We start from the raw sequence: 24,218 nt of genomic DNA on the forward strand, positions 1-24,218 counted from the left end.
TCTAAGCGCTCGCGCGTCGCGCCGCTGCCTGAGTGATCCGGTCGAACATGACTCCGAGAAGGACGATGGCCAGACCCGCGGCGAGCCCCTTCCCGTACAGCTGCCCCTGTGAGAATCCGGCCACGACGTCGTAGCCGAGAGCGCCTGCTCCTACCAGGCCGCCCACGACAACCATCGACAGCACGTAGATCAGGCCCTGGTTGGTGGCGAGGGTGAGGGCACTGCGTGACATCGGCAGTTGAACCTTGGTGATGATCTGCCAGGTGTTGCACCCGGCGGAGGTGGCCGCTTCCACGGTGGTCTCGGGCACGGCCCGGATCCCGTCCGCGATGATCTTCATGGCGACGGGAGCCCCATAGACGATCGCGGCGACGATGGCCGTGAAGCGCGTGGGGCCGAACAGCGCGAGGAACGGCACGAGGTAGACGAAGGGCGGCATGACCTGGGCCGCGTCCAGGGTGGGCCGGATCAGCCGGTCCACCATCATGCTGCGGCCCATCCACACCCCGAAGACGATGCCGAGCAGCATCACCAGCACCGTCGCGACGAGTGTCGAGGCGAGCGTGGTCATGGCGTCCGACCACAGACCGGTGCCGACCAGCAGGCCCACGCACACGGCCGTGGTGACCCCGGACCTCCAGCCGCCGAGCACCACGGCCAGTGCGACGAGGACCGCGCCGACGAGCCACCACGGGGAGTCGGTGACCAGCGTCTGGAACGGGTTGAGCAGGCCGTTGGTGATGACGTCACGGATGGCGTTGGTCAGGCCCGAGAGGCTGTCCTGTGCCCAGTTGGTCGCGGAGTCCGCCGCGCTCGCGATGTGGCTGCCGACGGTGCCGTCACCGGGGAAGTCGGCCGCCCACAGATAGGTGTGCGACAGATAGACCAGGACCGCCGTGACCACCGCGCCGGCGCCCAGCAGGGGACGCCGCCACTTCAGGAACGGGTTCTTGGAACGCCGCGCGGCCTCCTCGCGTGCGGCGGCCGCGGTCGTGACCCGGTCCAGCACGATCGCCATGACCACGATGGCGAGACCCGCGTTGAAGGCCGTGCCGACGTCGAGCGACTGCAGCGCCTGGAGGACGATCACGCCGAGGCCGGGGGCGTTGATCAGAGCCGCGATGGTCACCATGGCCAGGGCGGCCATGATGGTCTGGTTGACGCCCATCACCACGGTCCGCTTGGACATCGGAAGCAGGACCTTCAGCAGCGACTGCCGCCTGGTGGCGCCGAGGGAGTCGGCCGCCTCCACCGTCGTCCTGGACACGTTGCGGATCCCGTGCGCGGTGATCCGGATCGTCGGCGGGGCCGCGTAGATCACGGTGGCGATGGTGGCGGACGCGCCGCCGATCAGGAAGAACAGGGTCAGCGGAGCCAGGTAGACGAAGGTCGGCATCGTCTGCATGAAGTCCAGGAACGGTGTCATGATCCGGTTGAACCGGTCGGACAGCCCCGCCAGCACACCCAGCGGGATCGCGAACAGCAGCGCCACGAAGACCGCGGAGAGGGTCAGCGCCAGGGTGTCCATGCTCGGCTGCCACAGCCCCTGCAGGCCCATGAAGGTGAACCCGGCCACCGCCAGCATCGCGACCCGCCAGTTGCCCACGGCCCAGGAGACGTAGCCGGCGATGCCGACGACACCGAGCCAGCCGATCTGCGGCACGGGGCGGCCGCCCGACGGCTGGGAGATCAGGTGCTGGACGAAGGTCACCAGGTTGTCGATGACCAGCCGGATCTCGTTGAAGAAGTACAGGAACAGCGGGTTGGAGTTGCGGTTGGCCCCGATGGAGTCGTTGAGGTCGTTGATCCAGCGGTGCAGCCCGGTGAGGTCCGCCGCCGCCAGGGACAGGGTCTGCTTGCCCTTCAGCAGCGCGAACAGCACCAGCCACCCGACCAGGATCGCGGCCAGCACCATGAGCCGGCTGACCTTGCGCGCCCCTTTGACGGGTGCGGCGGGACCGTCCGCATCCGTCTCCTGGGGATCCTCGGGGTTCTCGGGTTTGTCCGGCTTCTCGATGGCGACGGTCATCACGCGCCGCCTTCCTGCCCGGCGACCACCGCGAGGATCTCCTCGTCACCGACGATGCCGAGCAGCTTGCCGTTCTCGACGACCTTGAGCGGTTTCTCCGCCGCGAGGACGACCCGGGTGGCCTCCCGTACGACGACGTCCGGCCCCAGTTCGGGGCCGTCCAGGTCGTCGCCGTCCTCCGGCGCGCGCATGATCCACCGCAGGGTGAGGACGTCTCCGCGCGGCACGTCCTTGACGAACTCGCGAACGTAGTCGTCGGCCGGTGCGCCCACCAGCTCGTCGCCGGTGCCGCACTGGACCGTCTTGCCGTCGCGCATGATGAGGATGCGGTCGCCCAGCTTGAGCGCCTCGGAGAGGTCGTGGGTGATGAACACCATCGTCTTGCCGACCTCGTGGTGCAGCCGGATGACCTCGTTCTGCATGTCGCGGCGGATCAGCGGGTCGAGCGCGGAGAACGGCTCGTCGAAGAAGAGCACGTCCGGGTCGCCGGCCAGGGCACGAGCCAGGCCCACGCGCTGCTGCATACCGCCGGAGAGCTGGTCGGGGTAGGAGTTCTCGTAGCCGGCGAGGCCGACCAGTTCGACGACCTCCATGGCCCGCCTGGTGCGCTCGGCCCTGCTCATGCCGCGGATCTCCAGGCCGAAGCCCACGTTGTCGACGACCCGGCGGTGGGGCAGCAGCCCGAAGTGCTGGAAGACCATGGAGAACTTGCGGCGGCGCAGCTCGCGCAGCGTCCTGTCGTCCACGCCGCGGATGTCCTCGCCCTCGAAGACGATCTCGCCCGCCGTGGGTTCGATCAGCCGGGTCAGACATCGCACCAGCGTGGACTTGCCGGAGCCGGACAGGCCCATGACGACGAAGACCTCGCCGGGCGAGACGTCGAAGCCGACGTCGCGCACCGCGGCGGTACAGCCCGTGCGGTCCATGAGTTCGCGGCGGGTCAGCCCGCACAGCTCCTCGGACTCAGGCACCCGGTCGGCCTTCGGCCCGAACACCTTCCACAGCCCGCGCACGGATATGACCGGAGTCCCCTCGGAGTCCTTGGGCGTGCCGCGGCGTTGCGCCACCTCGGTCTGTGCTGGGGTCACGATCGACCTCTTTTCGGCGTTCAGCCGCGGAACCAGCGCTGCGGCCGGGGGTGGATGTTCTGCCAGATGTGCTTGGGCTCCCGGTACTCGTCCAGGCCGGACGGTCCCAGTTCCCGGCCCACGCCCGAGTGTCCGAAGCCACCCCATTCCGCCTGGGGCACGTAGGGGTGGTAGTCGTTGATCCACACCGTGCCGTGGCGCAGCCGCCGGGCGACCCGCTGGGCCTTGCCGGCGTCCTGCGTCCACACGGCACCGGCGAGTCCGTACTCGGTGTCGTTGGCGATGCGTACGGCGTCGTCCTCGTCGGTGAAGCGTTCGATGGTCAGCACGGGCCCGAAGGACTCCTCGTGCACCACGCTCATGTCCTGCCGGCACTCGTCGAGGACGGTCGGCGGATAGTAGTGGCCGGTCGCGAGGGCGGGGTCGTCGGGCCGCTGCCCGCCGCAGCGCAGTACGGCACCCTCTGCGAGGCCGGCCGCGACATACGCTTCGACCTTCGCCAGGTGCCGGGCGGAGATCAGCGCCCCGGTCTCGGCCTCGGGGTCGAAGGGGCCGCCGAGCCGGATCTGCCGGGCGCGGCGGACGACCTCGTCGACGAGGCGGTCGTGCAGCGAGTCCTCGACGATCAGCCGGGCACCCGCCGAGCAGACCTGCCCCGAGTGCAGGAAGACGGCCGTGAGCGCGAAGTCCACGGCCGTCTCGAAGTCGGCGTCGGCGAAGACGACGTTGGGGTTCTTGCCGCCGAGTTCCAGGGCCACCTTCTTCACGGTGGCGGCCGCGGTGGCCATGATGCGCTTGCCGGTCTCCAGGCCTCCGGTGAAGGAGACCATGTCGACGGCCGGGTCCTCGGAGAGCGGGGCTCCCGCCTCCGGCCCGCTGCCCAGGACCAGGTTGGCGGCTCCGGCCGGGAGCCCGGCCTCCTCCAGCGCCTTCATCAGCAGGATCGAGGTGGAGGGCGTGAGCTCGCTGGGCTTGAGGACGATGGTGTTGCCGGCGAGGAGAGCCGGGACGACCTTCCAACCGGCCTGCAGCAGCGGGTAGTTCCAGGGGGTGATCAGTCCGCACACGCCGATCGGCTCGTACACGACGCGGCTGACGGCGTCGTCGCGGCCGGTGTCGATCACCCGGCCGGCGTCGGTGCCGCCGATCCCGCCGTAGTAGCGGAAGCAGGAGACGACGTCGGCGATGTCGTACTCGCTCTCCACCAGCCGCTTTCCGGTGTCCAGCGATTCGGCGCGGGCGAACTCCTTGGCGTCGCGCTCAAGGATGTCTGCGGTGCGCAGCAGCAGGGCCCCGCGCTCACGCTCGGGGGTGCGGGGCCAAGGTCCCTCGTCGAAGGCCAGCCGGGCCGCGGCGATCGCCGCCTCCGTGTCGGGGCGCGTGCCCTCCGCCACGGTCGCCACGAGGGCGCCGTCAGCGGGACAGCGGATCTCGCGGTGACCGCCGGCCACCGGCTCCCGCCATTCTCCGCCCACATACAGGTCTGCCACGAGCCAAGCCTTTCAACGGAATTCGTTGCGCATCGTGCATCCAATTGCTTGTGGTGGAACACCCTGGCGAATGTCCAGACACACGTCAAGTAGTTGGCGGATGACGATTTGACTGTATGGCTGTTGCCCGGCCACCCCTTGACCGCAGGCGCGCGCCGAGCGGACCATGTTGCGCATCGCTCACCTTGTTGTGCAATACGCACCGACGGAGGCCGACGTGTCCCCAAAGTCCCCTCGATCGCAACCCGGCCGCGAGTACGTCCTCACTCTCTCCTGTCCCGACAGTGCGGGGCTGGTCCACGCCGTGAGCGGCTTTCTCGTCCGGAACTCGGGCAACATCCTGGAAAGCCAGCAGTTCGACGATCGCCTTCAGGACCGTTTCTTCATGAGGGTCCATTTCGAGGTTTCCGATCCGAACGCCGCTCTGCAAACACTGCGTTACCGGTTCGGTCCCGTCGCCGAGGCCTACCGGATCTCCTGGAGCCTGCGGGACGCGTCGACGCCGACCCGGACGCTGATCATGGTGTCCAAGTTCGGTCACTGCCTCAACGACCTGCTCTTCCGCCGGCGCACCGGCGCCCTCAACATCGAGATCCCCGCGATCGTCTCCAACCACCGGGACTTCGAGAGCCTGGCGGACACCTACGGCATCCCCTTCCACCACGTCCCGGTCACCAGGGACACCAAGGCCGAGGCCGAGGCGCGGCTACTGGAGCTGGTACAGGAACTGGACGTCGACCTGGTGGTGCTGGCCCGCTACATGCAGATCCTCTCCGACGACCTGTGCAAGCAGCTCGATGGCCGTGCCATAAACATCCACCACTCCTTCCTGCCCAGCTTCAAGGGCGCCCGCCCGTACGACCAGGCCTACGCCCGCGGGGTGAAGCTCGTCGGGGCGACGGCGCACTATGTGACGTCCGAACTGGACGAGGGCCAGATCATCGAGCAGGACGTGGTCCGCGTCGACCACTCGCTCGACCCGGGCGAACTGGTCACGGTCGGCCGGGACGTGGAGGCGCAGGTGCTGGCACACGCGGTGAAGTGGCACAGCGAGAGCCGGGTGATGGTGGACGGCAACCGTACGGTGGTCTTCCGCTGAGCGGCACGACATCGGTGGGCGGCCCGGATCTCCGGGCCGCCCACCGATGTCGTATACGGCCCTCAGGCGCTCAGCACCCCAGCCGCTCAGCCGGCGAGTCGCTCAGCCGCCCCAGCAGCGCCCGCCTCCACCGTTCGGTCTCGGCGATCTGGTTGAACGTGAACAGGTGCAGGCCGGCCACCCCCGCCGACGGCGTGGTGAGCGCCGACTCCGCACGGGCCAGCAGCTTGTGGGGCGAGTAGCCGCCGGGCGCCGCGAACCGCAGGAACCACGACGGGTGCCTGGTCAGGAAGCGCGTGGACTCCCCCACACCGATCCTCGTCGCCATCGCGAGCAGCTTCGCCCGATGTACGGGGCCCGCGACACCCAGATACACGGGCAGGGCGACGTGCCGGCGTCGTATACGAGCGAGCCACTCCCCCAGTACGCGCGCGTCGAAGCAGAGGTTGCTCACGATGTACGCGGCGTGCTCGCGCTTGTCCCACATCGCCTGGACGGTGACGTCGTCGTGGATGAGGGGATGGCTCTCGGGGTAACCGGTGATGCCGACGCGGCTGAACGGGCCGCCCAGCTCGCTCAGTCTGCGCAGCACGGGCAGAGCGCCGTCGTAGGCCCCGGCCGGCGGGTCCGCGTCGCCCGCCGGGACGAAGACGTCGTCCACGCCCGCATCAAGGAGCCGGTCGACGACGTCCTTCAGGTGGGTGTCGTCGCGCAGCAGCCGCGCGGGCACGTGCGGGACGACGCGGTATCCGTGCGCCGCGAGCCGGACGGTGAGGTCGAGGGTCGGTTCCAGGCCCTTGACCGGCGATGCCGTGACAGTGACCTGGACGTCGTGCGGGACATGGGCGAGGACCTTGTCCTCGGTCGCCTTCGAGGGGAGCACCTCGTAGCGGACGCTGTCGAGCAGCGCCCTGAGCCCTTCGGTCGCCAACGCTCTAGCCGGTCTGATTCTGGGCGTCACGGTGGCGGTAGTACGCGGCCTTGGAGGCGGGCAGCGGCTCCTTGCCGAGGATCAGGTCGGCGGCCTTCTCGGCGATCATCATCACGGGTGCGTAGATGTTGCCGTTGGTGACGTAGGGCATCACGGACGCGTCGACCACACGCAGGCCGTCCACGCCGTGCACGCGCATGCTGGCCGGGTCGACGACAGCCATCTCGTCGGTGCCCATCTTGCAGGTGCAGGACGGGTGCAGGGCGGTCTCGCCCTCCTTGGCGACCCAGGCGAGGATCTGCTCGTCCGACTCCACCTCCGGGCCGGGCGAGACCTCCCCGCCGTTGTACGGGGCCATCGCGGGCTGGTTGAGGAGCTTGCGGGCCACCCGGACCGACTCGACCCACTCACGGCGGTCCTGCTCGGTGGAGAGGTAGTTGAAGCGCAGCGCCGGGTGCTCGCGCGGGTCCTTGCTCTTGATCTTCACCGAGCCGATCGCGTCGGAGTACATCGGCCCCACGTGCACCTGGTAGCCGTGGCCGCCGGCCGGCGAGGAACCGTCGTAGCGGACCGCGATCGGCAGGAAGTGGAACATCAGGTTGGGGTAGTCGACGTCCTCGTTGCTGCGGGCGAAGCCGCCGGCCTCGAAGTGGTTGGTGGCGGCCGGCCCCTTGCCAAAGAGCCACTGCAGCCCGATGAAGGGGGCGCGCCACTTCGCCATGTACGGCTGCATGGAGACCGGCTGCGTGCAGGCGTACTGGACGTACACCTCAAGGTGGTCCTGCATGTTCTCGCCGACGCCCGGCAGGTCGTGCACGACGTCGATACCGAGGGCGCCGAGTTCCGACGCGTTGCCGACGCCGGAGAGCTGCAGCAACTGCGGGGAGTTGATCGCGCCACCGCAGAGGATGACCTCCTTGGCGCGGACCTGCTGGAGCGCGCCCCTGCCGCGCCGGTACTCGACGCCGACGGCGCGCTTGCCCTCGAAGAGGACGCGGGTGACGAGGGAGCGGGTCCTGACCGTGAGGTTGGGACGCTTCATCGCGGGCTTGAGGAACGCCTTCGAGGCCGACAGCCGGCGTCCGCGGTGGACGTTGCGGTCGAACTTGGCGAAGCCCTCCTGGCGGTAGCCGTTGACGTCGTCCTTCGGCGCGTAGCCCGCCTCCTCGGTGGCCTTGAGGAAGGCACCGAAGAGCGGGTTGGTGGCCGGGCCGCGTTCGAGGACGAGGGGGCCGTCGTGGCCGCGGAACTCGTCGTCCGGGTCGGCCGCGAGACAGTTCTCCATCCGCCGGAAGTAGGGCAGACAGTGCGCGTAGTCCCAGCTCTCCATGCCGGCGTCGGCAGCCCAGCGCTCGTAGTCCATGGGGTTGCCGCGCTGGAAGATCATGCCGTTGATGCTGCTGGAGCCGCCCAGCACCTTGCCGCGGGCGTGATAGACGCGCCGGCCGCCCATGTGGGGCTCGGGCTCGGACTCGTACTTCCAGTCGTAGAACCGGCTGCCGATGGGATACGTCAGCGCCGCGGGCATGTGGATGAAGACGTCCCACGGGTAGTCGGAGCGGCCCGCCTCCAGGACCAGCACCCGGTTCGCCGGGTCCGCCGAGAGCCTGTTCGCCAGGGCACTGCCGGCCGAACCGCCGCCGACGATGACGAAGTCGTATTGCAGGGGAGCCATGGTGCCTCGTCTCGCTCGCGCCGTAGATACGCGACGCATGCTAATGCCAGTAGCGCTATACGCACTAGGTTGCGCGCCACGCAACTTGGAAGGGTCGACGTTTCGGGGCCGTTACTTGCAGTGGCGTTGTTTACTGCGCGTATAGTTTCGTTGTGAGCAACCACAGCCAAGACACCGAGACGTCAAATTCGCAGGCCGGCGGAGTGCAGTCGGTCGACCGGGCCATCAGTGTCCTCGAGATCCTCGCCCAGCGCGGGGAGGCGGGTGTCAGTGAGGTGGCCGCCGAGATCGACGTTCACAAATCCACCGCGTTCCGCCTGCTCGGCGCCCTGGAGGCGCGCGGCCTGGTGGAACAGGCGGGTGAGCGGGGCAAGTACCGGCTCGGGTTCGGCATCGTTCGCCTGGCCGGCGCGGTCACGGGCCGTATCGACATCACCCAGCAGGGCCGCCCGGTGTGCGAGCGCCTCGCCGAGGAGCTCGGCGAGACGGTCAACATCGCCGTCCTGCAGGAGCACTACGCGATCAACCTCTACCAGGTGCGAGGCCCGGGAGCGGTCACCGCGCACAACTGGGTCGGCCAGCTGACCCCGCTGCACGCGACGTCGAGCGGCAAGGTCCTGTTGGCGTACCTGCCCGCCAAGGTGCGCGCCGCGCTGCTGACCGAGGCGGGCCTGAAGAAGGTCACGCCGTACACCTACACGTCGAAGGCCAAGCTGGAGAAGAACCTCGCCGAGGTGCGGGAGAGCGGCTACGCCTGGACCAAGGAGGAGCTGGAGATCGGCCTGCACGCCATGGCCGCGCCCGTCCTCGACCGGGACGGCGAGGTCATCGCGGCGGTCACCGCGTCCGGGCCCTCGTACCGGTTCACGGAGGAGCGGATGCGCGAACTCGCCCCGGTGCTAATCAAGGGCGCCGAGGAGATCAGCCACCGGATGGGCCACCTGGGCTGAGTCACCCCTGGGGAGTGCCCAGGCGCTCGTTGACCCATTCGTGGAAGGCGCCTATGTGGTGCTCGCTGGGCACCAGCACACCGCCCTTGGCGTACAGACGCGAGCCCATTCCGGGCTGCGTGCGCTCGCAGGCGTCGAAGTCCTGGCGGTTGACCCGGTCGAAGAGCTCCACGGACCGGCTGACGTCCCTGCCGCTCTCGACGACGTGCGGGAGATAGAGCCAGTCGCACTCGACGATCGTGCGGTCGACGGCCACCGGGTACATCCGGTGGAAGACCACATGGTCGGGGACGAGGTTGACGAACACCTGCGGCCTGACGGTGATCGCGTAGTAGCGGCGGTCCTGGTCCTCGGCGACGCCGGGGATACGGTCGAGACCCTCGGAGCCGTCGACGGTGAAGCCCTGGACCTCCTCGCCGAACTCGGCGCCGTGCCCGACGTAGTACTGGGCCGCGTATCCGTCGGCGAACTCGGGGAGCACCTCGGTGAGTTCGGGGTGGATCGTGGCGCAGTGGTAGCACTCCATGAAGTTCTCGATGATCAGCTTCCAGTTCGCCCTGACGTCGTAGACGATCCGCCTGCCGACGGAGAGGCCCTCGATGCCGTAGCGCTCGATCGACTCGACGTCACCGAGGCGGGCGACGACCTCGCCGACGACCTCCTCCTCGAAGGAGGGCGGGTTCTCCGCGAGGCAGACCCAGACATAGCCGAGCCATTCGCGCACGGCCACGCCCACCAGGCCGTACTCGGTGCGGCCGACGTCGGGCATCTTGGTGAGGTTGGGCGCCGCCACCAGCTTGCCGTTCAGGTCGTACGTCCAGGCGTGGTAAGGGCATTGGAAGGCCCGCTTGACCTCGCCGCTCTCCTCGGTGCAGAGCTTGGCACCGCGATGCCGGCAGACGTTGAAGTACGCACGGATCGAGGAGTCACGTGAACGGGTGACGATGATGCTCTCGCGGCCCACGTCGACGGTGCGGAAGGCGCCGGGCCTCGCGAGCTCGGAGGCGCGCGCGACACAGAACCACATGGTCTCGAAGATGCGCTCCTGCTCCTGCGCGAAGATCCCGGGATCGGTGTAGGAGGAGCCGGGGAGGGTGGCGATCAGGCTGTCCGGCAGGCTGGTCGAGGTCACGGTGCACTCCTCGGGAAACGTCATGGAGGGGTCATTCACGCGCCGGGAAGATCGACTCCGGACGGTGTTGTGTATGGAGCAACGCTATGTGCCATGTGCAACGGCAGCATGGGATGCCGCCGCGGCGGTGTCAAGACGTGGCGGCGAGCTGCTTGCGCCAGCGCGTGAACAGCCGGGGCTGGTTCATCCCGAGCACGGCGACCGGAGTACCGGCTCGCCGGTAGACGGCGAGGACGTCGCGGTCGTCCGCTGCGCCTTCCTCCACGGTCACGCTGTCCGCGCCGGCCGCATGCCCCGCGAACTGGATCTTCACGCCGTACTGGTCCGACCAGAAGTACGGGGGCCGGGGCACACCCGGTTCCACCGCGCCGCCGGCCAGCAGCGTGGCGATGGCGGAGTCGGGACGCTCCCGGGCACCGGTCCAGTGCTCGACGCGGCGATGGGCGCCCGCGCGGGGGTCGTACCAGTTGGCGCAGTCGCCGACCGCGACCACGCCGGCCAGGCTGGTACGGCCGTCAGCGCCGCACTTCACGCCGTTGTCGAGCACGATGCCCGAACCTTCCAGCCACTCGACGCACGGACGCGCACCCACGCCGACGACGACGATGTCCGCGGGCACGCTGCGACCGTCCTCCAGCAGAACGGCCTCGACCTCCCGCTCCCCGCTGAGCCCCTTGACGCCGACCCCGCACAACAGCCGTACGCCGTGGTCCGCGTGGAGCCCGGAGACGATGCCGCCCATGACCTCGCCGAGCGGTCCGGCGAGCGGCGTCGGGGCCGCCTCGATCACCGTCACATCGAGTCCGAGGGCGTAGGCGGTGGAGGCGACCTCGGCGCCGATGAAGCCGCCGCCGATCACGACCAGCCGTCCGCCGCGGGCCAGTTCGTCCCGCAGGGCGCGGGCGTCGTCCAGCGTGCGCAGGGTGTGCACTCCGGCCAGGCCCTCGGCGCCCGGCAGAGCACGCGCGGCGGCGCCGGTCGCGATGACGACGCCGTCGGCACGGACCTCGCCGCCGGCGGCGAGCCGGACGGCACGACGGGCCCGGTCCAGTCCGGTGGCGCGGGCGCCGAGCAGCCACTCCGCCCGCAGGTCCTCGTCATCCGTCTCCAGCACGAGTTCCGCCTCGCCGATCGTGCCGGCCAGGAACTCCTTGGACAACGGCGGCCTGTCGTACGGGCGGTGGAGCTCGTCGCCGATGACGACGAGCCGCCCGTCGTAGCCCTGCCTGCGCAGTGAGCGCGCCGCCGACAGACCGGCCAGCGACGCGCCGACCACGGCGACGGTCCTCACGCGGGACCCCCGGCGAGCCGGGCGGCGATGCAGGGCGGCAGGTTGGGGGCGTCCGTGGACACCTGGACGTAGATCATGCCGTCCTCGACCGCGACCTGGTGCGTCCGGACCGGGAGCTTGGCCGGCGGGGCGTCGACCGCGCCGGTCCTCAGGTCGAACTTCGAGGCGTGCAGGGGGCATTCGACCTCGCAGCCCTCCAGCCAGCCGTCGGCGAGCGAGGCGTCCTGGTGGGTGCACGTGTCGTCGATGGCGAAGACCTCGCCGTCATCGGTATGGAACACCGAGACCGGCGGATCGATGTCGAGCCGGAAGGCCTCACCTCGCGGGAGATCCGCGAGTCGGCACGCGGGAATCATCATGACACCTCGGTGCGTATAGCGAAACGGATTGCGGTAAGCGCAACGCCAGTCTGAAGGCCGCTCCGAACCGTTGTCAAGGCGTCAAAAGGCCCGGTTCGGACGGGTCGGCCACACGATCTCCGGGCAGCCCGAGGCGCCCGTTCCACCTGCGGAAACAGGCGGAACGGGCGCCACAGAAAGGTCACCCGGGGGCGGTCAGAAACCGCGGTCGATCCACTCCTGCAGATGCGGAGCCTCGGCGGCGACGGTGGTCGTCCCGCCGTGACCGGTGTGTACGACGGTCTCGCCCGGCAGCGTCAGCAGCCGCTCCCGGATCGACTCCACGATGGTCGGGAAGTGGCTGTACGACCTCCCCGTGGCCCCCGGGCCGCCCGCGAAGAGCGTGTCGCCGCTGAAGAGCGCCGTAAGGCCCGGCGCGTACAGGCAGACCGCGCCCGGGGCGTGGCCGGGGGTGTGCAGCACGGTCAGCTCGACGCCGGCCACCGCCAGGAGCTGCCCGTCGGCCAGTTCGCCGTCGGGTGCCTGGTCGGGGTGGGTCTGCTTCCACAGCGGCAGGTCGTCGGGGTGCAGCAGGACCGGCGCGCCGGTGCGGGCGGCCAGTTCGGGTGCGGCGTCGATGTGGTCGTTGTGGGCGTGGGTGCACACGATGGCCGTAAGCCGTCGGTCCCCCACCGCCTCGGCGATGGCCTCGGCGTCGTGCGCGGCGTCGACGACGATCACCTCGCGGTCGTCGCCGATGACCCACACGTTGTTGTCGACGTCCCAGGTGCCGCCGTCCAGCGAGAACGTGCCCGAGGTGACGAGGTGTTCGATGCGGGTCCCGGCCATCACAGCACCACCACCGAGCGCAGCACATCCCCGCCGTGCATCCGCTCGAAGGCCTTCTCCACCTCGTCCAGAGCGATGGTCTCGGTGACGAAGGCGTCCAGGTCCAGACGACCCTGCAAGTAGAGGTCGATGAGCATCGGGAAGTCGCGGGAGGGCAGGCAGTCGCCGTACCAGGACGACTTCAGCGACCCGCCCCGCCCGAAGACGTCCAGCAGCGGCAGCTCCAGCTTCATCTCCGGGGTCGGCACGCCTACCAGCACGACCGTGCCCGCCAGGTCGCGGGCGTAGAAGGCCTGCTCGTACGTCTCCGGGCGGCCCACCGCCTCGATCACCACGTCCGCGCCGAAGCCACCGGTCAGCTCTCGGATCGCCTCGACCGGGTCGCCCTCGCGCGCGTTCACCGTGTGGGTCGCACCCAGCCTGCTCGCGGTGGCGAGCTTGCGGTCGTCCACGTCCACCGCGATGATCTTCGCGGCGCCGGCCAGGCCGGACCCCACGATCGCGGCATCCCCGACACCACCGCAGCCGATCACCGCGACGCTGTCACCGCGCCCGACGTTGCCGGTGTTGATCGCCGCACCGATGCCGGCCATCACGCCGCACCCCAGCAGACCGGCCGCCGCCGCCGACGCGGCCCGGTCGACCTTGGTGCACTGCCCGGCCGCCACCAGCGTCTTCTCCGCGAACGCGCCGATGCCCAGCGCCGGGGACAGCTCGGTGCCGTCCAGCAACGTCATCTTCTGCCCGGCGTTGTGGGTGTTGAAGCAGTACCACGGGCGTCCCCGCAGGCAGGCGCGACAATTCCCGCACACCGCACGCCAGTTGAGGATGACGAAGTCCCCGGGCGCCACGTCGGTGACGCCCTCGCCCACCGACTCCACCACACCCGCCGCCTCATGCCCCAGAAGGAACGGGAAGTCGTCGTTGATGCCGCCCTCGCGGTAGTGCAGATCGGTGTGGCAGACGCCGCAGGCCTCGACCTTCACCAGCGCCTCACCCGGGCCGGGATCGGGCACGATGATCGTCTCCAGACTGACGGGGGCGCCCTTGCCCCGCGCGACGACTCCACGGACCTGGTGCGTCATGGCCACTCCTCGGCTGGTGCGAGACCTGTGTACGAGAGCTGTGTACGAGAACGGATCTGAAGTTGCTCAATGCGGCACACATCTCATGTGCCGCAACACAGCATCGTGGAGCGCCGACCGGGGGTCAAGGTCTCGGAAGCGCCGCCCGACCGGCGCGAGCAGCAGCCGGACACACGCGTGAGGGACCCCGGTACGACTCTCGCCCGTACCGGGGTCCCTCAGGTCCGCGTCAGGCGCGGGCTCAGCCGATCTCGACGAGCAGGTCTCCGCCCTCCACCTGCTGGATGCGGTTGATCGCCAGCCGGGACACCCGGCCCGCCTTCGGGGCGGTGATCGCGGCCTCCATCTTCATCGCCTCGATGGTGGCCACGGTCGCGCCGGCGTCCACCTCGTCGCCCTCGGCGACCGCGAGGGTGACCACACCGGCGAACGGCGCGGCGACATGGCCCTGGTTGGCACGGTCGGCCTTCTCGGTGACCGGGATGTCGGAGGCGGCGGCGGTGTCGCGCACCTGAATCGGCCTCAACTGGCCGTTCAGGGTGGACATCACGGTCCGCAGGCCGCGCTCGTCGGCCTCCCCGACGGCCTCCAGCTCGATCAGCAGCCGGACCCCGGGGTCGAGGTCCACGGCGTACTCCTTGCCCGGGCGCAGACCGTAGAAGAAGTCCTTGCTGTCCAGCACGCTGGTGTCGCCGTAGGCCTGGCGGTGTGTCTCGAAGTCGCGGGTCGGGCCGGGGAACAGCAGGCGGTTGAGAGTGGTCCTGGGTTCCTTCGCGAGCCCGGTGCGGTCCTCCGGCGTCAGCTCCTGGACGGGCCTGGGCTCGGCGCGGCCCTCAAGTGCCTTGGTACGGAAGGGCTCCGGCCAGCCGCCGGGCGGGGTGCCCAGCTCGCCGCGCAGGAAGCCGATGACGGAGTCGGGGATGTCGTAGCGGTTCGGGCTCGCCTCGAATTCGGCGGGGTCCACTCCGGCGCCCACCAGGTGCAGAGCCAGGTCGCCGACGACCTTGGAGGACGGGGTGACCTTGACCAGGCGGCCCAGCATCCGGTCGGCGGCGGCGTACATCGCCTCGATGTCCTCGAAGCGGTCGCCGAGACCGAGCGCAACGGCCTGGGTGCGCAGGTTGGAGAGCTGGCCGCCGGGGATCTCGTGGTGGTAGACCCGACCGGTCGGGGAGGCGAGGCCCGCCTCGAAGGGGGCGTAGATACGGCGGACGCTCTCCCAGTACGGCTCCAGGTCGCCGACGGCCTGGAGGTCGAGGCCCGTGGGCCGCTCGGAGTGGTCGGTCGCGGCGACGATCGCCGACAGCGACGGCTGCGAGGTCGTACCGGCCATGGAGGCGACCGCGCCGTCCACCGCGTCCGCGCCGGCCTGGATCGCGGCGAGGTAGGTGGCGAGCTGGCCACCCGCGGTGTCATGGGTGTGCAGGTGCACCGGCAGGTCGAACTCGCGGCGCAGCGCGGAGACGAGCGTGGCGGCGGCCGGAGCGCGCAGCAGGCCCGCCATGTCCTTCACCGCCAGGACGTGGGCGCCGGCCTCGACGATCTGCTCGGCGAGCCGGAGGTAGTAGTCGAGCGTGTACAGGCGCTCGTTCGGGTCGGACAGGTCGGAGGTGTAGCAGAGGGCGACCTCGGCGATCGCGGTGCCCGTCTCGCGTACGGCCTCGATGGCGGGCCGCATCTGGCCGACGTCGTTGAGCGCGTCGAAGATACGGAAGATGTCGATGCCGGTGGCGGCGGCCTCCTGCACGAAGGCGTCGGTGACCTCGGTCGGGTACGGCGTGTAGCCGACGGTGTTGCGGCCGCGCAGCAGCATCTGCAGACAGATGTTGGGGACGGCCTCGCGCAGGGCGGCCAGGCGTTCCCAGGGGTCCTCGGCCAGGAAGCGCAGCGCCACGTCGTACGTCGCACCGCCCCAGCACTCCAGGGACAGCAGCTCGGGCAGGGTGCGGGCGACCACGGGGGCGACCGCGAGGAGGTCCTTGGTGCGTACCCGGGTGGCGAGCAGGGACTGGTGGGCGTCGCGGAAGGTGGTGTCGGTGACGCCGATGGTCGGCGACTCGCGCAGCGCGCGGGCGAAGCCCTCCGGGCCGAGTTCGACGAGCTTCTGCCGGGAGCCCGCGGGCGGCTCGCCCGCCGGCAGCGCGGGCAGCTTGGTGCCGGGCTCGATCAGTTCGGGCCGCTCACCGTGCGGCTTGTTGACCGTCACGTCGGCGAGGTACGTGAGCAGCTTGGTGCCGCGGTCGGCGGAGGAGCGGGAGGTCAGCAGGTGCGGGCGCTGCTCGATGAACGACGTCGTGATCCGGCCGGCCTGGAAGTCGGGGTCGTCCAGCACCGCCTGCAGGAAGGGGATGTTGGTGGCCACGCCGCGGATGCGGAACTCGGCCACCGCACGCCGGGCCCGGCCGATCGCGGCCTTGAAGTCCCGGCCCCGGCAGGTGAGTTTGACCAGCATGGAGTCGAAGTGGGCACTGATCTCCGTACCGGCATGGGTGGTTCCGCCGTCGAGGCGGATGCCCGAGCCGCCGGGCGAGCGGTAGGCGCTGATACGGCCGGTGTCCGGGCGGAAGCCGTTGGCCGGGTCCTCGGTGGTGATACGGCACTGCAGGGCCGCGCCGTGCAGCTTGACCGTGTCCTGGGACAGTCCCAGGTCGGCGAGGGTCTGGCCGGAGGCGATACGCAACTGGGCCTGGACGAGGTCGACGTCGGTGACCTCCTCGGTGACCGTGTGCTCGACCTGGATGCGCGGGTTCATCTCGATGAAGACGTGGTTGCCGTCGGGGTCGAGGAGGAACTCCACGGTGCCCGCGTTGCGGTAGCCGATCTCACGGGCGAAGCGCACGGCGTCGGCGCAGATCCGGTCCCGTAGCGCCGGGTCGAGGTTGGGTGCGGGGGCCAGCTCGATGACCTTCTGGTGGCGGCGCTGGAGAGAGCAGTCGCGCTCGAAGAGATGGATGACGTTGCCCTCGCCGTCGGCGAGGATCTGCACCTCGATGTGGCGAGGGTCGACGACGGCCTTCTCCAGGAAGACGGTGGAGTCGCCGAACGCGGAGGCGGCCTCGCGGGACGCCGCCTCGATGGACTCGCGCAGCGCGGCAGGGTCCTCGACGCGGCGCATCCCGCGCCCGCCGCCACCGGCGACCGCCTTCACGAACAGCGGGAAGCCGATCTCCTCGGCGGCGCGGACGAGTTCGTCGATGTCGTCGGAGGGGGCCGAGGAACCGAGCACCGGGACACCGGCCGCGCGGGCGGCGGCCACGGCACGGGCCTTGTTGCCGGTCAGTTCGAGGATCTGCGCGCTCGGCCCGACGAACGTGATCCCGGCCTCCTCGCAGGCCTTCGCCAGCTCGGGGTTCTCGGACAGGAACCCGTAGCCCGGATACACCGCGTCCGCGCCCGCCTGCCGCGCGGCACGGACGATCTCGTCCACGGAGAGATACGCCCGCACCGGATGCCCGGGCTCGCCGATCTCGTAGGCCTCGTCGGCCTTGAGCCGGTGCAACGAGTTGCGGTCCTCGTGGGGGAAGACGGCGACGGTCCTCGCGCCCAGCTCGTAGCCGGCGCGAAACGCCCTGATCGCGATCTCGCCACGGTTGGCGACCAGCACCTTGCGGAACATCGCCGCTCCCTTCAGCCTGCCGTTGACGTCCCCCATGGTGTCGGTGACGCCCCCGTCACGCCATGTGAGCCGGGCCACTCAGTTCAAGATGTGATCTCGGTTGCCGCCTTTCTGATTGCCTCGCGGATGCGCGGGTAGGTGCCGCAGCGGCACACGTTCTCGATGCCGTCGATGTCCTCGTCGGACGGCTGGGGTGTCCTCTTCAGCAGAGCGGCGGCGGCCATGATCTGGCCGGGCTGGCAGAAGCCGCACTGCGAGACGTCGCACTCCAGCCAGGCCTGCTGCACCGGGTGCAGGGTGTCGCCGTCGGCCAGCCCTTCGATGGTGGTGACCTGGCGGTCGGCGCAGTCGGCGACCTTCACCACACAGGGCTGGATCTCCGCGCCGTCGAGATGGCTGGTGCAGGCGCGGCAGACGCCTACGCCGCAGCCGTACTTGGGGCCGGTGACGTGCAGCAGGTCGCGCAGCACCCACAGCAGCGGCATGTCGGCCGGGGCCTCGACGGTGACGTGTTCGCCGTTGAGGCCGAAGGAGTAGGAGGGCATCGGTACCTTCTCGGAACATCACAGAACATGAGCGGGTCGGAGCACGAGCGGGTCAGGACGGTGGTCGGAACATGGCTGGTCAGAACGTGAGCGGGAAGCGGCGCGGGCTGGTGCCGGTCGCCTGTGCGTAGGCGTTGGCCACGGCTCCGGAGGCGGCCGGCACGCCGAGTTCACCGGCGCCGCCCGGCTCACCCTTCGACGGCATGATGTGCGCCTCGAAGTGCAGCGGGGCGTGCCGCTGGCGGGCCCATCGGAAGTCGGCGAAGCTGCCCTCGCGCACGGCACCCCGGTCGATGTGCAGCCCTGCCTGCAGCACCGTGGAGATGCCGTCGATCGCCGTGCCCATGAGCTGGGCCTCCAGGCCGAGTGGGTTGACGACCGTGCCGACGTCGGCCGCCATCACCACCTTGGTCACCCGGGGCTTCTTCGGGTCGGTGGCGTCGATCTCGGCCAGACAGGCAACGCAGGACCCGTACTCCTCGTGGACGGCGACGCCCTGCCCGTGCCCGGCCGGCATGGTCCGCCCCCAGCCGCCGGCCGCGGCGGCCTTGTCGAGTACGGCCTTGACGGCCTTGCTGCGCAGAGTCGTACGGCGGAAGGCGACCGGATCCCGGCCCAGGCTCCGTGCCACCTCGTCGACCATGATCTCCTGCGCGGTCCGTACCGTCCCGGAGTCCACCGACCGCCAGGCGCCGAGCGGGATCGCGAGCTCGACACCGCCCGAGTCGCCGGAGACCCGGCCGAAGTCGTAGAGGCCGGACTCGCTGGGCAGCGGAGCGGCCACCGGGCGCCGGAAGGCGGCCCGGCTCGCGGCGGCCTGTCCGCCGTAGGACTCGTTCACGGAGGCCGTGGCATGGGCGAAGGCCACCACTCTGCCCACCGCGTGGCTGGCGCGGATCCTGTGGTGGTCGGCGGGGCGCATCCGGCCGTGCCGGGTGTCGTCGCCCCGGCTCCACATCAGCTTGACCGGACGGTGCGCCGCCTTCGAGACCAGGGCCGCCTCGATGGCGGCGTCGTAGTTCAGCCGCCGCCCGAAGGAGCCTCCGCCCCGGATCACATGGACCTTGACCGCGGACGCGGGCAGTCCGACCGAGGCGGCGATGTCGGCACGGGCCTCCATCGGTGTCTGGGAGGAGAACCAGATCTCGGCCCGGTGCGCCCGCACGTCCGCGATCGCGGTCAGGACCTCCATCGGCGCGTGGCTGACGAACGCGAACTCGAACTCGCCCTCGACCTGTGCCGTTTCGCGTGGAGGGATACCGAGGTGCGGGACGGCGGAACGCAGCCGGGCGCGGATGCCGGCGTCGGACAGCGCGGCCAGCGGGCCGGCCGCCCACTTGATCTTCAGGGCGTCCCTGGCCTGGAAGGCGTGGTGGAAGGTATCGGCCACCACGGCGACGCCGCCCGGGACCCTGCCGACGGCGTGTACGCCGGGAAGGGCGCGGGCCGCCCGGTCGTCGACCGAGACGATCCTTCCGCCGAGCGTAGGCGGCCGTGCCAGCACGGTCGGCTTCGCCCCGGCCACCGACAGGTCTCCGGTGTACTTCGCCCTGCCGGTGACGACGTCGCGGGCATCGACACGGTTCGTGGGCCGGCCGATCACCTTGTGCCGGGACGCCGGCTTGGGCTTGGCGGACACGGCCGTACGACGGATCCGGGCGGCGCTCGCGCTGAGGGAGCCGGCTCGGAGCCCTGGGCCGACGAGGTGTCGCAGGCGAGCGGGGCGGCAATGGTGAGGGTGGACGCGGCCAGCGAGTAGACGATGAACCTGCGACGGGACACCGCGTGCCGAGGGATTTCAGCGTCCCGGGCCGGGCCTGCGGCCGCGGACTCTGTGCCGTCCACCACCAGTCCTCACGGGTCGTTGGGCTGATACGTCAACAGGTATGAGGCGCGAGTGGTCCTGCGGGTTGCCTGGGAACCGGCCGTCGTACGGTTCCGGCCTGTCGCACACGGCCTCGCCTCCCCAACCCCCTCTCCTCCGTAGGCTCTGGGTCTGTAGAGGAGCCGTGCGACGGACGTCCCGTCCCCAACCTACGGAGAACCATGGCCGACGCCAGTCCCCAGGCCCGTGCCGTTTCACTGCTGGGCCGCCCCAAGCTGTGGCTCGTGCCCACCGCCCTGACCGGACTGCTCGCCCTGTTGCTGGCCCTGCTCTACATGGGCGGCATCGTCAACCCGCAGGGCAGCCTGCACCATCTGCCCATCGCCCTGGTCAACGCAGACACCGGCAGGCCGCCGGCCGGGCAGCGGCAGAACGCGGGCACCCAGCTCGCCACGGCCATCACCTCCGACTCGGCCGGTGACCAGGCCGACTGGCGCACCCTCAGCCGCGCGCAGGCCCAGGACCAGCTCGACTCCGGCAGGGTCTACGGCGCCCTGGTCATCCCGCCCGACTTCACCGCGTCCATCACCGCGCTCACCACCGCCGACGCCACCGCACGGCCGACGCTGACGGTGCTCACCAACCCCGGCAAGGGCAGCCTGGGTTCCTCCCTCACCAGTAAGATCACCACGGCAGCGGCGCACCAGGCCTCGGCAACCATCGGCAAACAGCTCACCGCGGCCGCAGGGACCCGGGTGAACGCCACGACCAGGCTGCTGCTCGCCGACCCGGTCAACGTCGTCACCCAGGTCGGTCATCCCATCGGCAGCCACAGCGGCCTCGGCCTGAGCGCCTTCTACTACACGCTGCTGCTCGTGCTGGCCGGCTTCATGGGCGGGAACGTCATCAGCAACGGCGTCGACACCGCCCTCGGCTACACCGACACCGAGATCGGCCCCTGGCACAGCCGCCGCCCCACCGTGCCGATCAGCCGCACGCAGACCCTGCTGCTGAAGATGGCCATGACCGCGGGCATCACCGTCGTCAGCGTGTCCCTGGTCATGCTCGCCACCATCGCCATCCTGGGCATGGACGCCACCCACATCCCCCTGCTGTGGATCTACTCCTACTGCGCGACCCTCGCCGTCGGCCTGGGCGTGCAGGCCATCAACGCGGCCTTCGGCGGGTTCGGCCAGCTGGTCTCCATGTTCGTGTTCATCGTCCTGGGCCTGCCGTCCTCGGGCGCCACCGTGCCGCTCCAGGCGGTCCCCGGGTTCTACCGCTTCCTGTCCCACTTCGAACCGATGCGCCAGCTCAGCGACGGCGTCCGCGCCATCCTCTACTTCGACGCCCGCGGGGACGCCGGCCTGACCCGCTCCTGGATCATGATCGCGATCGGTGCGGCCGCGGGCCTGCTCTTCGGCTTCGCGATGACGCGCTACTACGACCGCAAGGGCCACAAACGCCTGACCCCCCAGCCTGCTTGAGATCCAGCGGTCGGTACGGGCGGATGCCGGCAGCCGCCTACCTCGGCCGGGTGATGTTCTGGATGCCGGGCAGCCAGTACGAGGTCTGGAGCCACGCCCGGTGATCGTGAACGTCGTGGCGGGCCGGGGCAGCGGTTTCTCGCCGGAAGCACCCGAGGGGGTGCGTTTTCTCACCCGTTCTCGCGTCGTCGGCCCATAGCCACCCCACGATCCCCCTGCGTCTGCTGCACTTCCCCTGAGACCTGAGACAGTTGACGATCCCTCAGGGGGAACTGTGACGCATCGTCAGAAGCGTTTCGCAGCAGTCAGATCCGACAGAGAGGTTCGGACGTCAGCAAGATCGGCACTGGCGTTTCTCACGGCATTCGGCGCGCTGGCCGGTGCGGCCCTGGTGGGGGCGGCACCGGCCAGCGGCGCGCCGAGCGGCACCGCCGTCGCGCCGGGAGTCACCTACAGGCAGTACGACATCCAGGGCGCCAAGGGGCCCGCCCGCGCCCATGTGCTCACCGTCGACCTGCGCAACACCCATGTACGCCTGGGCCTGCTGTACCCGGAAGCCGTGGCCGCGCGGGCCCCCGTATCCAAGCTCGCCGACGCCCAGGGCGCCGTCGCGGGCATCAACGGCGACTTCTTCAACATCACCGAGACCCAGCACCCGGGCGTCGAGGCGACGGGCTCGACCGACGGGCCGGCGATCGCGAACGGGCACGTGCTCAAGGCCCCGGTGCCCGACGGGCAGCGTTTCGGCCCGGCGCTGCCACCCGGCGCCACCACTCATGACGTGATCGGTGTGGGCGTCGACCGCAGGGCGCGGATGGACAGCCTGGCGCTCGCCGGATCGATCCGCACCCCGGTGGGCCGGCTGCCGCTCGGCGGGCTGAACCAGTACGCGCTGCCGGTGAATTCGATCGGCGCCTTCACCTCCGACTGGGGCAGCGTCTCCCGGGTCCGCGCCACGTGCGGCACGGACACCGACCGGGCCGCCGCCTGCAGCACGAACACCTACGAGGTGACGATCCGTGGCGACCGGGTCGTCTCCGAGTCCACCACTCCGGGCAAGGGCGCCATCGCCGCGGGAACCACGGTGCTCGTCGGACGCGAGGCGGGCGCGCGGCAGCTGCGGAGGTTCTTCAAGGGCGAGCGGGTGAAGGTGACGCACCGGCTGGTCGCCGCCACCTCCCGGACCGCGTACAGCTTCGCGCTCGGCGGCTATCCGATGCTGCGGGGCGGGCGCCCGCAGGCCGGCCTGGACGACTCGGCGTCGGCCGTGCGCACGGCCGTCGGCATCGCGGACGGCGGGAAGCGGCTGTTCCTGCTCGCGCTGGACGGGGCTCCCGCCCACCGCACCGGTCTGACGATCGCCGAAACGGCCGCCGCCATGCGGTCGTTGGGTTCGGTCGACGCCTTCAGTCTGGACGGCGGCGGGTCCTCGACACTGGTCGCCCGCGCACCGGGGGCGACGAAGGTCTCCGTACGGAACCATCCGTCCGTCGACGCGGAACGCCCCGTTCCCAACGGCATCGGTGTGTTCTCCACGTCGAAGTCGTGATGGCCGCGTGAGTCACGGCCTGAGACTGCTCACGATCTCCGCCGTCGCCGTGACACCGCTGTGAATGGTGGGCGCGATGCTCGTGCCGGCGAGATAGAAGCCGAGCAGCGCGCACACCAGCGCGTGGGAGACCTTCAGGCCGCCGTTGCGCAGGAAGATCACCGCCAGGACCAGAAGCAGCAGCACCACAGAGATGGAAATCGCCATCGTCAGTCTCCTCCGCTACGCCGTCACGTCCGGTTCACGGCGTTCGGCCGCAAGTGTGGCGTAGCGGAGGGTTCGTCCGGGCGGCTGACCTGTCCTCCGAACGTGTGGTTCTACGCCGCCCGGTGGTCGTCGAGGAACGCTTCGAGGCCGGCGAGGTCGTCGGTGTTGAAGTAGTCGACGCCGGCGGCGAGCAGCTCGGCCCACAACGCGTCGCGGGCGGGGCCGGCCAGGTCAGGGGTGTTCCAGAAGCGCACCTTCTGCCCGTGCGCGTGCGCCTGGCGGATCATGCCGCGCAGCTGCTGCCGCTCGGCGTCGGGGAAGGTGCCCTCGCCGAGCCAGGTGAAGTTGAGCTGCCAGTTGTCGCTGACCAGCGGGATGAAGGAGGCGGGCGCCGCGGTGCCGAGGTCGGTGAGCCGGCCGTCGTAGAAGGCCCGCCGTACGGTCTGGGCCTCCATGGGCGTACGCGCGGCGCGGTCGCCGGAGATCACGTTGGTGATGGCGCCGGGGTGCACGCGGCCGTGGACGCAGGTCGTGAAGAGGTGCTTGTAGCGCTGGAGGTGGCGGTCGAGTTCGAGGTACGTCGACGAGCCCTCGGTCTTGATGTCGATGAGCAGCTGCAGGGGCCGTCGGTAACCCCGGTACACGGAACCGCGGTTGGCCTTGACGATGGCGGCCAGCGGGTCGAGGTAGAGGGATTCCAGGGTGCGGGCCGGGTCGAGCTCGGAGGCGTCGTGGCCGATGAGGAGCTGGTCGCCGACGAGGAAGATGTCGGCCTCGACGCTGCCGAAGCGGTGGTCGAGGGCGTCGAAGAGGGGGCGCGGATGGTCGTAGTCGTTGTGGGCGTGGGCGCGCCACAACGGGCGCCGGTGGTGCTTGTTCCCCTCGGCAAACGCGCTGCCCGCGGGCGGGGCGAGCACGACCGCGGCGGCGGCGCCGAGGGCGGTGAGGGCTCTGCGGCGGGTGATGAGGGCCATGTGCTGCCTCCCTGTGGGGCGGGTCGGAACCACAGGGAGTATGAGACGGACCGGTCTC

The 24,218-nt window shown here is 70.2% G+C and carries 18 protein-coding genes and 2 pseudogenes; 5 read left to right on the forward strand and 15 right to left on the reverse strand.

What is annotated here, in order from left to right; all coding sequences use genetic code 11:
* Position 1 precedes the first annotated feature (1 nt).
* From OOK07_RS05085 to OOK07_RS05095, 3 genes are read right to left on the reverse strand one after another with little or no spacing between them, the layout of a single operon-like run.
* On the reverse strand, positions 2 to 2,029 hold the full coding sequence (locus OOK07_RS05085) for an ABC transporter permease (protein WP_266677359.1): 2,028 nt from the start codon (positions 2,027 to 2,029) through the stop codon (positions 2 to 4).
* The gene (locus tag OOK07_RS05090; protein WP_266677361.1) at positions 2,029 to 3,117 is read right to left on the reverse strand and encodes a quaternary amine ABC transporter ATP-binding protein; all 1,089 of its coding nucleotides are present in this window, start codon (positions 3,115 to 3,117) and stop codon (positions 2,029 to 2,031) included. The genes OOK07_RS05085 and OOK07_RS05090 overlap by 1 nt, the downstream gene beginning before the upstream one ends.
* A 20-nt stretch (positions 3,118 to 3,137) precedes the next feature.
* Entirely contained in the window at positions 3,138 to 4,607 is a 1,470-nt protein-coding gene (locus OOK07_RS05095) for an aldehyde dehydrogenase family protein (protein ID WP_266795212.1), read from the reverse strand.
* 217 nt (positions 4,608 to 4,824) lie between these two features.
* On the opposite strand from OOK07_RS05095, the gene purU reads away from it, so the two are divergent.
* Positions 4,825 to 5,706 carry a formyltetrahydrofolate deformylase gene (gene purU / locus OOK07_RS05100; RefSeq protein WP_266795214.1) on the forward strand — a complete coding sequence of 294 codons (882 nt, stop codon included), beginning with the start codon at positions 4,825 to 4,827 and terminating at the stop codon, positions 5,704 to 5,706.
* Between the two features lie 70 nt (positions 5,707 to 5,776).
* Here purU and OOK07_RS05105 read toward each other — a convergent pair whose 3' ends face one another.
* Together OOK07_RS05105 and betA are read right to left on the reverse strand one after the other, a co-directional pair.
* Positions 5,777 to 6,637, reverse strand: coding sequence for a methylenetetrahydrofolate reductase (locus OOK07_RS05105; protein ID WP_266795215.1), 861 nt, complete (start codon positions 6,635 to 6,637; stop codon positions 5,777 to 5,779).
* A 4-nt stretch (positions 6,638 to 6,641) separates the two neighbouring features.
* The gene (gene betA, locus OOK07_RS05110) at positions 6,642 to 8,312 is read right to left on the reverse strand and encodes a choline dehydrogenase (protein WP_266795216.1); all 1,671 of its coding nucleotides are present in this window, start codon (positions 8,310 to 8,312) and stop codon (positions 6,642 to 6,644) included.
* Between the two features lie 203 nt (positions 8,313 to 8,515).
* On the opposite strand from betA, the gene OOK07_RS05115 reads away from it, so the two are divergent.
* Positions 8,516 to 9,262 (forward strand): IclR family transcriptional regulator, encoded by a 747-nt coding sequence (locus OOK07_RS05115; RefSeq protein WP_266801897.1) that lies wholly within the window; start codon positions 8,516 to 8,518, stop codon positions 9,260 to 9,262.
* Between the two features lies 1 nt (position 9,263).
* On the opposite strand, the gene OOK07_RS05120 is transcribed toward OOK07_RS05115, so the two are convergent.
* From OOK07_RS05120 to OOK07_RS05155, 8 genes and pseudogenes are all read right to left on the reverse strand, one after another.
* A complete protein-coding gene (locus OOK07_RS05120) occupies positions 9,264 to 10,394 on the reverse strand; it encodes an aromatic ring-hydroxylating oxygenase subunit alpha (protein WP_266795217.1) in 1,131 nt (376 codons plus the stop codon).
* Positions 10,395 to 10,524: 130 nt separating this feature from the next.
* On the reverse strand, positions 10,525 to 11,685 hold the full coding sequence (locus OOK07_RS05125) for an NAD(P)/FAD-dependent oxidoreductase (RefSeq protein ID WP_266677372.1): 1,161 nt from the start codon (positions 11,683 to 11,685) through the stop codon (positions 10,525 to 10,527).
* Positions 11,682 to 12,044: a bifunctional 3-phenylpropionate/cinnamic acid dioxygenase ferredoxin subunit gene (locus OOK07_RS05130; protein ID WP_266677374.1), complete on the reverse strand. Its 363-nt coding sequence runs from the start codon at positions 12,042 to 12,044 to the stop codon at positions 11,682 to 11,684. The genes OOK07_RS05125 and OOK07_RS05130 overlap by 4 nt, the downstream gene beginning before the upstream one ends.
* 195 nt (positions 12,045 to 12,239) lie before the next feature.
* Positions 12,240 to 12,872: an MBL fold metallo-hydrolase gene (locus OOK07_RS05135; RefSeq protein WP_266677376.1), complete on the reverse strand. Its 633-nt coding sequence runs from the start codon at positions 12,870 to 12,872 to the stop codon at positions 12,240 to 12,242.
* The gene (locus OOK07_RS05140) at positions 12,872 to 13,957 is read right to left on the reverse strand and encodes an S-(hydroxymethyl)mycothiol dehydrogenase (protein ID WP_266795220.1); all 1,086 of its coding nucleotides are present in this window, start codon (positions 13,955 to 13,957) and stop codon (positions 12,872 to 12,874) included. Before OOK07_RS05140 ends, OOK07_RS05135 begins: the two co-directional genes overlap by 1 nt.
* A gap of 241 nt (positions 13,958 to 14,198) precedes the next feature.
* Complete coding sequence (locus OOK07_RS05145) at positions 14,199 to 17,573, reverse strand: pyruvate carboxylase (protein ID WP_266683346.1); 3,375 nt, start codon at positions 17,571 to 17,573, stop codon at positions 14,199 to 14,201.
* Between the two features lie 83 nt (positions 17,574 to 17,656).
* Positions 17,657 to 18,118, reverse strand: coding sequence for a (2Fe-2S)-binding protein (locus tag OOK07_RS05150; RefSeq protein WP_266677380.1), 462 nt, complete (start codon positions 18,116 to 18,118; stop codon positions 17,657 to 17,659).
* A gap of 79 nt (positions 18,119 to 18,197) precedes the next feature.
* Positions 18,198 to 19,799 (reverse strand): annotated as a pseudogene (locus tag OOK07_RS05155) (xanthine dehydrogenase family protein molybdopterin-binding subunit); the annotation flags it as partial.
* Positions 19,800 to 20,164: 365 nt separating this feature from the next.
* On the opposite strand from OOK07_RS05155, the gene OOK07_RS05160 reads away from it, so the two are divergent.
* The 3 genes and pseudogenes from OOK07_RS05160 to OOK07_RS05170 all read left to right on the forward strand — a co-directional run bounded on the left by OOK07_RS05160 (position 20,165) and on the right by OOK07_RS05170 (position 22,979).
* Positions 20,165 to 21,430, forward strand: a complete 1,266-nt coding sequence (locus tag OOK07_RS05160; RefSeq protein ID WP_266677384.1) for a YhgE/Pip domain-containing protein — start codon at positions 20,165 to 20,167, stop codon at positions 21,428 to 21,430.
* A 50-nt stretch (positions 21,431 to 21,480) separates the two neighbouring features.
* Positions 21,481 to 21,629, forward strand: a pseudogene (locus OOK07_RS05165) (DUF779 domain-containing protein); the annotation flags it as partial.
* Positions 21,630 to 21,821: 192 nt separating this feature from the next.
* On the forward strand, positions 21,822 to 22,979 hold the full coding sequence (locus OOK07_RS05170; protein ID WP_266677386.1) for a phosphodiester glycosidase family protein: 1,158 nt from the start codon (positions 21,822 to 21,824) through the stop codon (positions 22,977 to 22,979).
* A 12-nt stretch (positions 22,980 to 22,991) separates the two neighbouring features.
* Here the strand turns inward: OOK07_RS05170 and OOK07_RS05175 are convergent, their stop codons facing one another.
* Both OOK07_RS05175 and OOK07_RS05180 read right to left on the reverse strand, forming a co-directional pair.
* On the reverse strand, positions 22,992 to 23,186 hold the full coding sequence (locus OOK07_RS05175; protein ID WP_266677388.1) for a hypothetical protein: 195 nt from the start codon (positions 23,184 to 23,186) through the stop codon (positions 22,992 to 22,994).
* Between the two features lie 110 nt (positions 23,187 to 23,296).
* Entirely contained in the window at positions 23,297 to 24,160 is an 864-nt protein-coding gene (locus OOK07_RS05180) for a phosphatidylinositol-specific phospholipase C/glycerophosphodiester phosphodiesterase family protein (protein ID WP_266677390.1), read from the reverse strand.
* Positions 24,161 to 24,218 lie beyond the last annotated feature (58 nt).

The organism is Streptomyces sp. NBC_00078, from assembly GCF_026343335.1.
In the GTDB taxonomy this organism is placed as follows: Bacteria; Actinomycetota; Actinomycetes; order Streptomycetales; family Streptomycetaceae; genus Streptomyces.

What these genes read in the sequence shown, in the direction of transcription:
- OOK07_RS05085 (WP_266677359.1), bottom strand. Translation starts at nt 2,029, where the DNA reads ATGACCGTCGCCATCGAGAAGCCGGACAAACCCGAGAACCCCGAGGAT.
- betA (WP_266795216.1), bottom strand. Translation starts at nt 8,312, where the DNA reads ATGGCTCCCCTGCAATACGACTTCGTCATCGTCGGCGGCGGTTCGGCC.
- OOK07_RS05130 (WP_266677374.1), bottom strand. Translation starts at nt 12,044, where the DNA reads ATGATGATTCCCGCGTGCCGACTCGCGGATCTCCCGCGAGGTGAGGCC.
- OOK07_RS05135 (WP_266677376.1), bottom strand. Translation starts at nt 12,872, where the DNA reads ATGGCCGGGACCCGCATCGAACACCTCGTCACCTCGGGCACGTTCTCG.
- OOK07_RS05140 (WP_266795220.1), bottom strand. Translation starts at nt 13,957, where the DNA reads ATGACGCACCAGGTCCGTGGAGTCGTCGCGCGGGGCAAGGGCGCCCCC.
- OOK07_RS05145 (WP_266683346.1), bottom strand. Translation starts at nt 17,573, where the DNA reads ATGTTCCGCAAGGTGCTGGTCGCCAACCGTGGCGAGATCGCGATCAGG.
- OOK07_RS05150 (WP_266677380.1), bottom strand. Translation starts at nt 18,118, where the DNA reads ATGCCCTCCTACTCCTTCGGCCTCAACGGCGAACACGTCACCGTCGAG.
- OOK07_RS05160 (WP_266677384.1), top strand. Translation starts at nt 20,165, where the DNA reads ATGGCCGACGCCAGTCCCCAGGCCCGTGCCGTTTCACTGCTGGGCCGC.
- OOK07_RS05175 (WP_266677388.1), bottom strand. Translation starts at nt 23,186, where the DNA reads ATGGCGATTTCCATCTCTGTGGTGCTGCTGCTTCTGGTCCTGGCGGTG.
- OOK07_RS05180 (WP_266677390.1), bottom strand. Translation starts at nt 24,160, where the DNA reads ATGGCCCTCATCACCCGCCGCAGAGCCCTCACCGCCCTCGGCGCCGCC.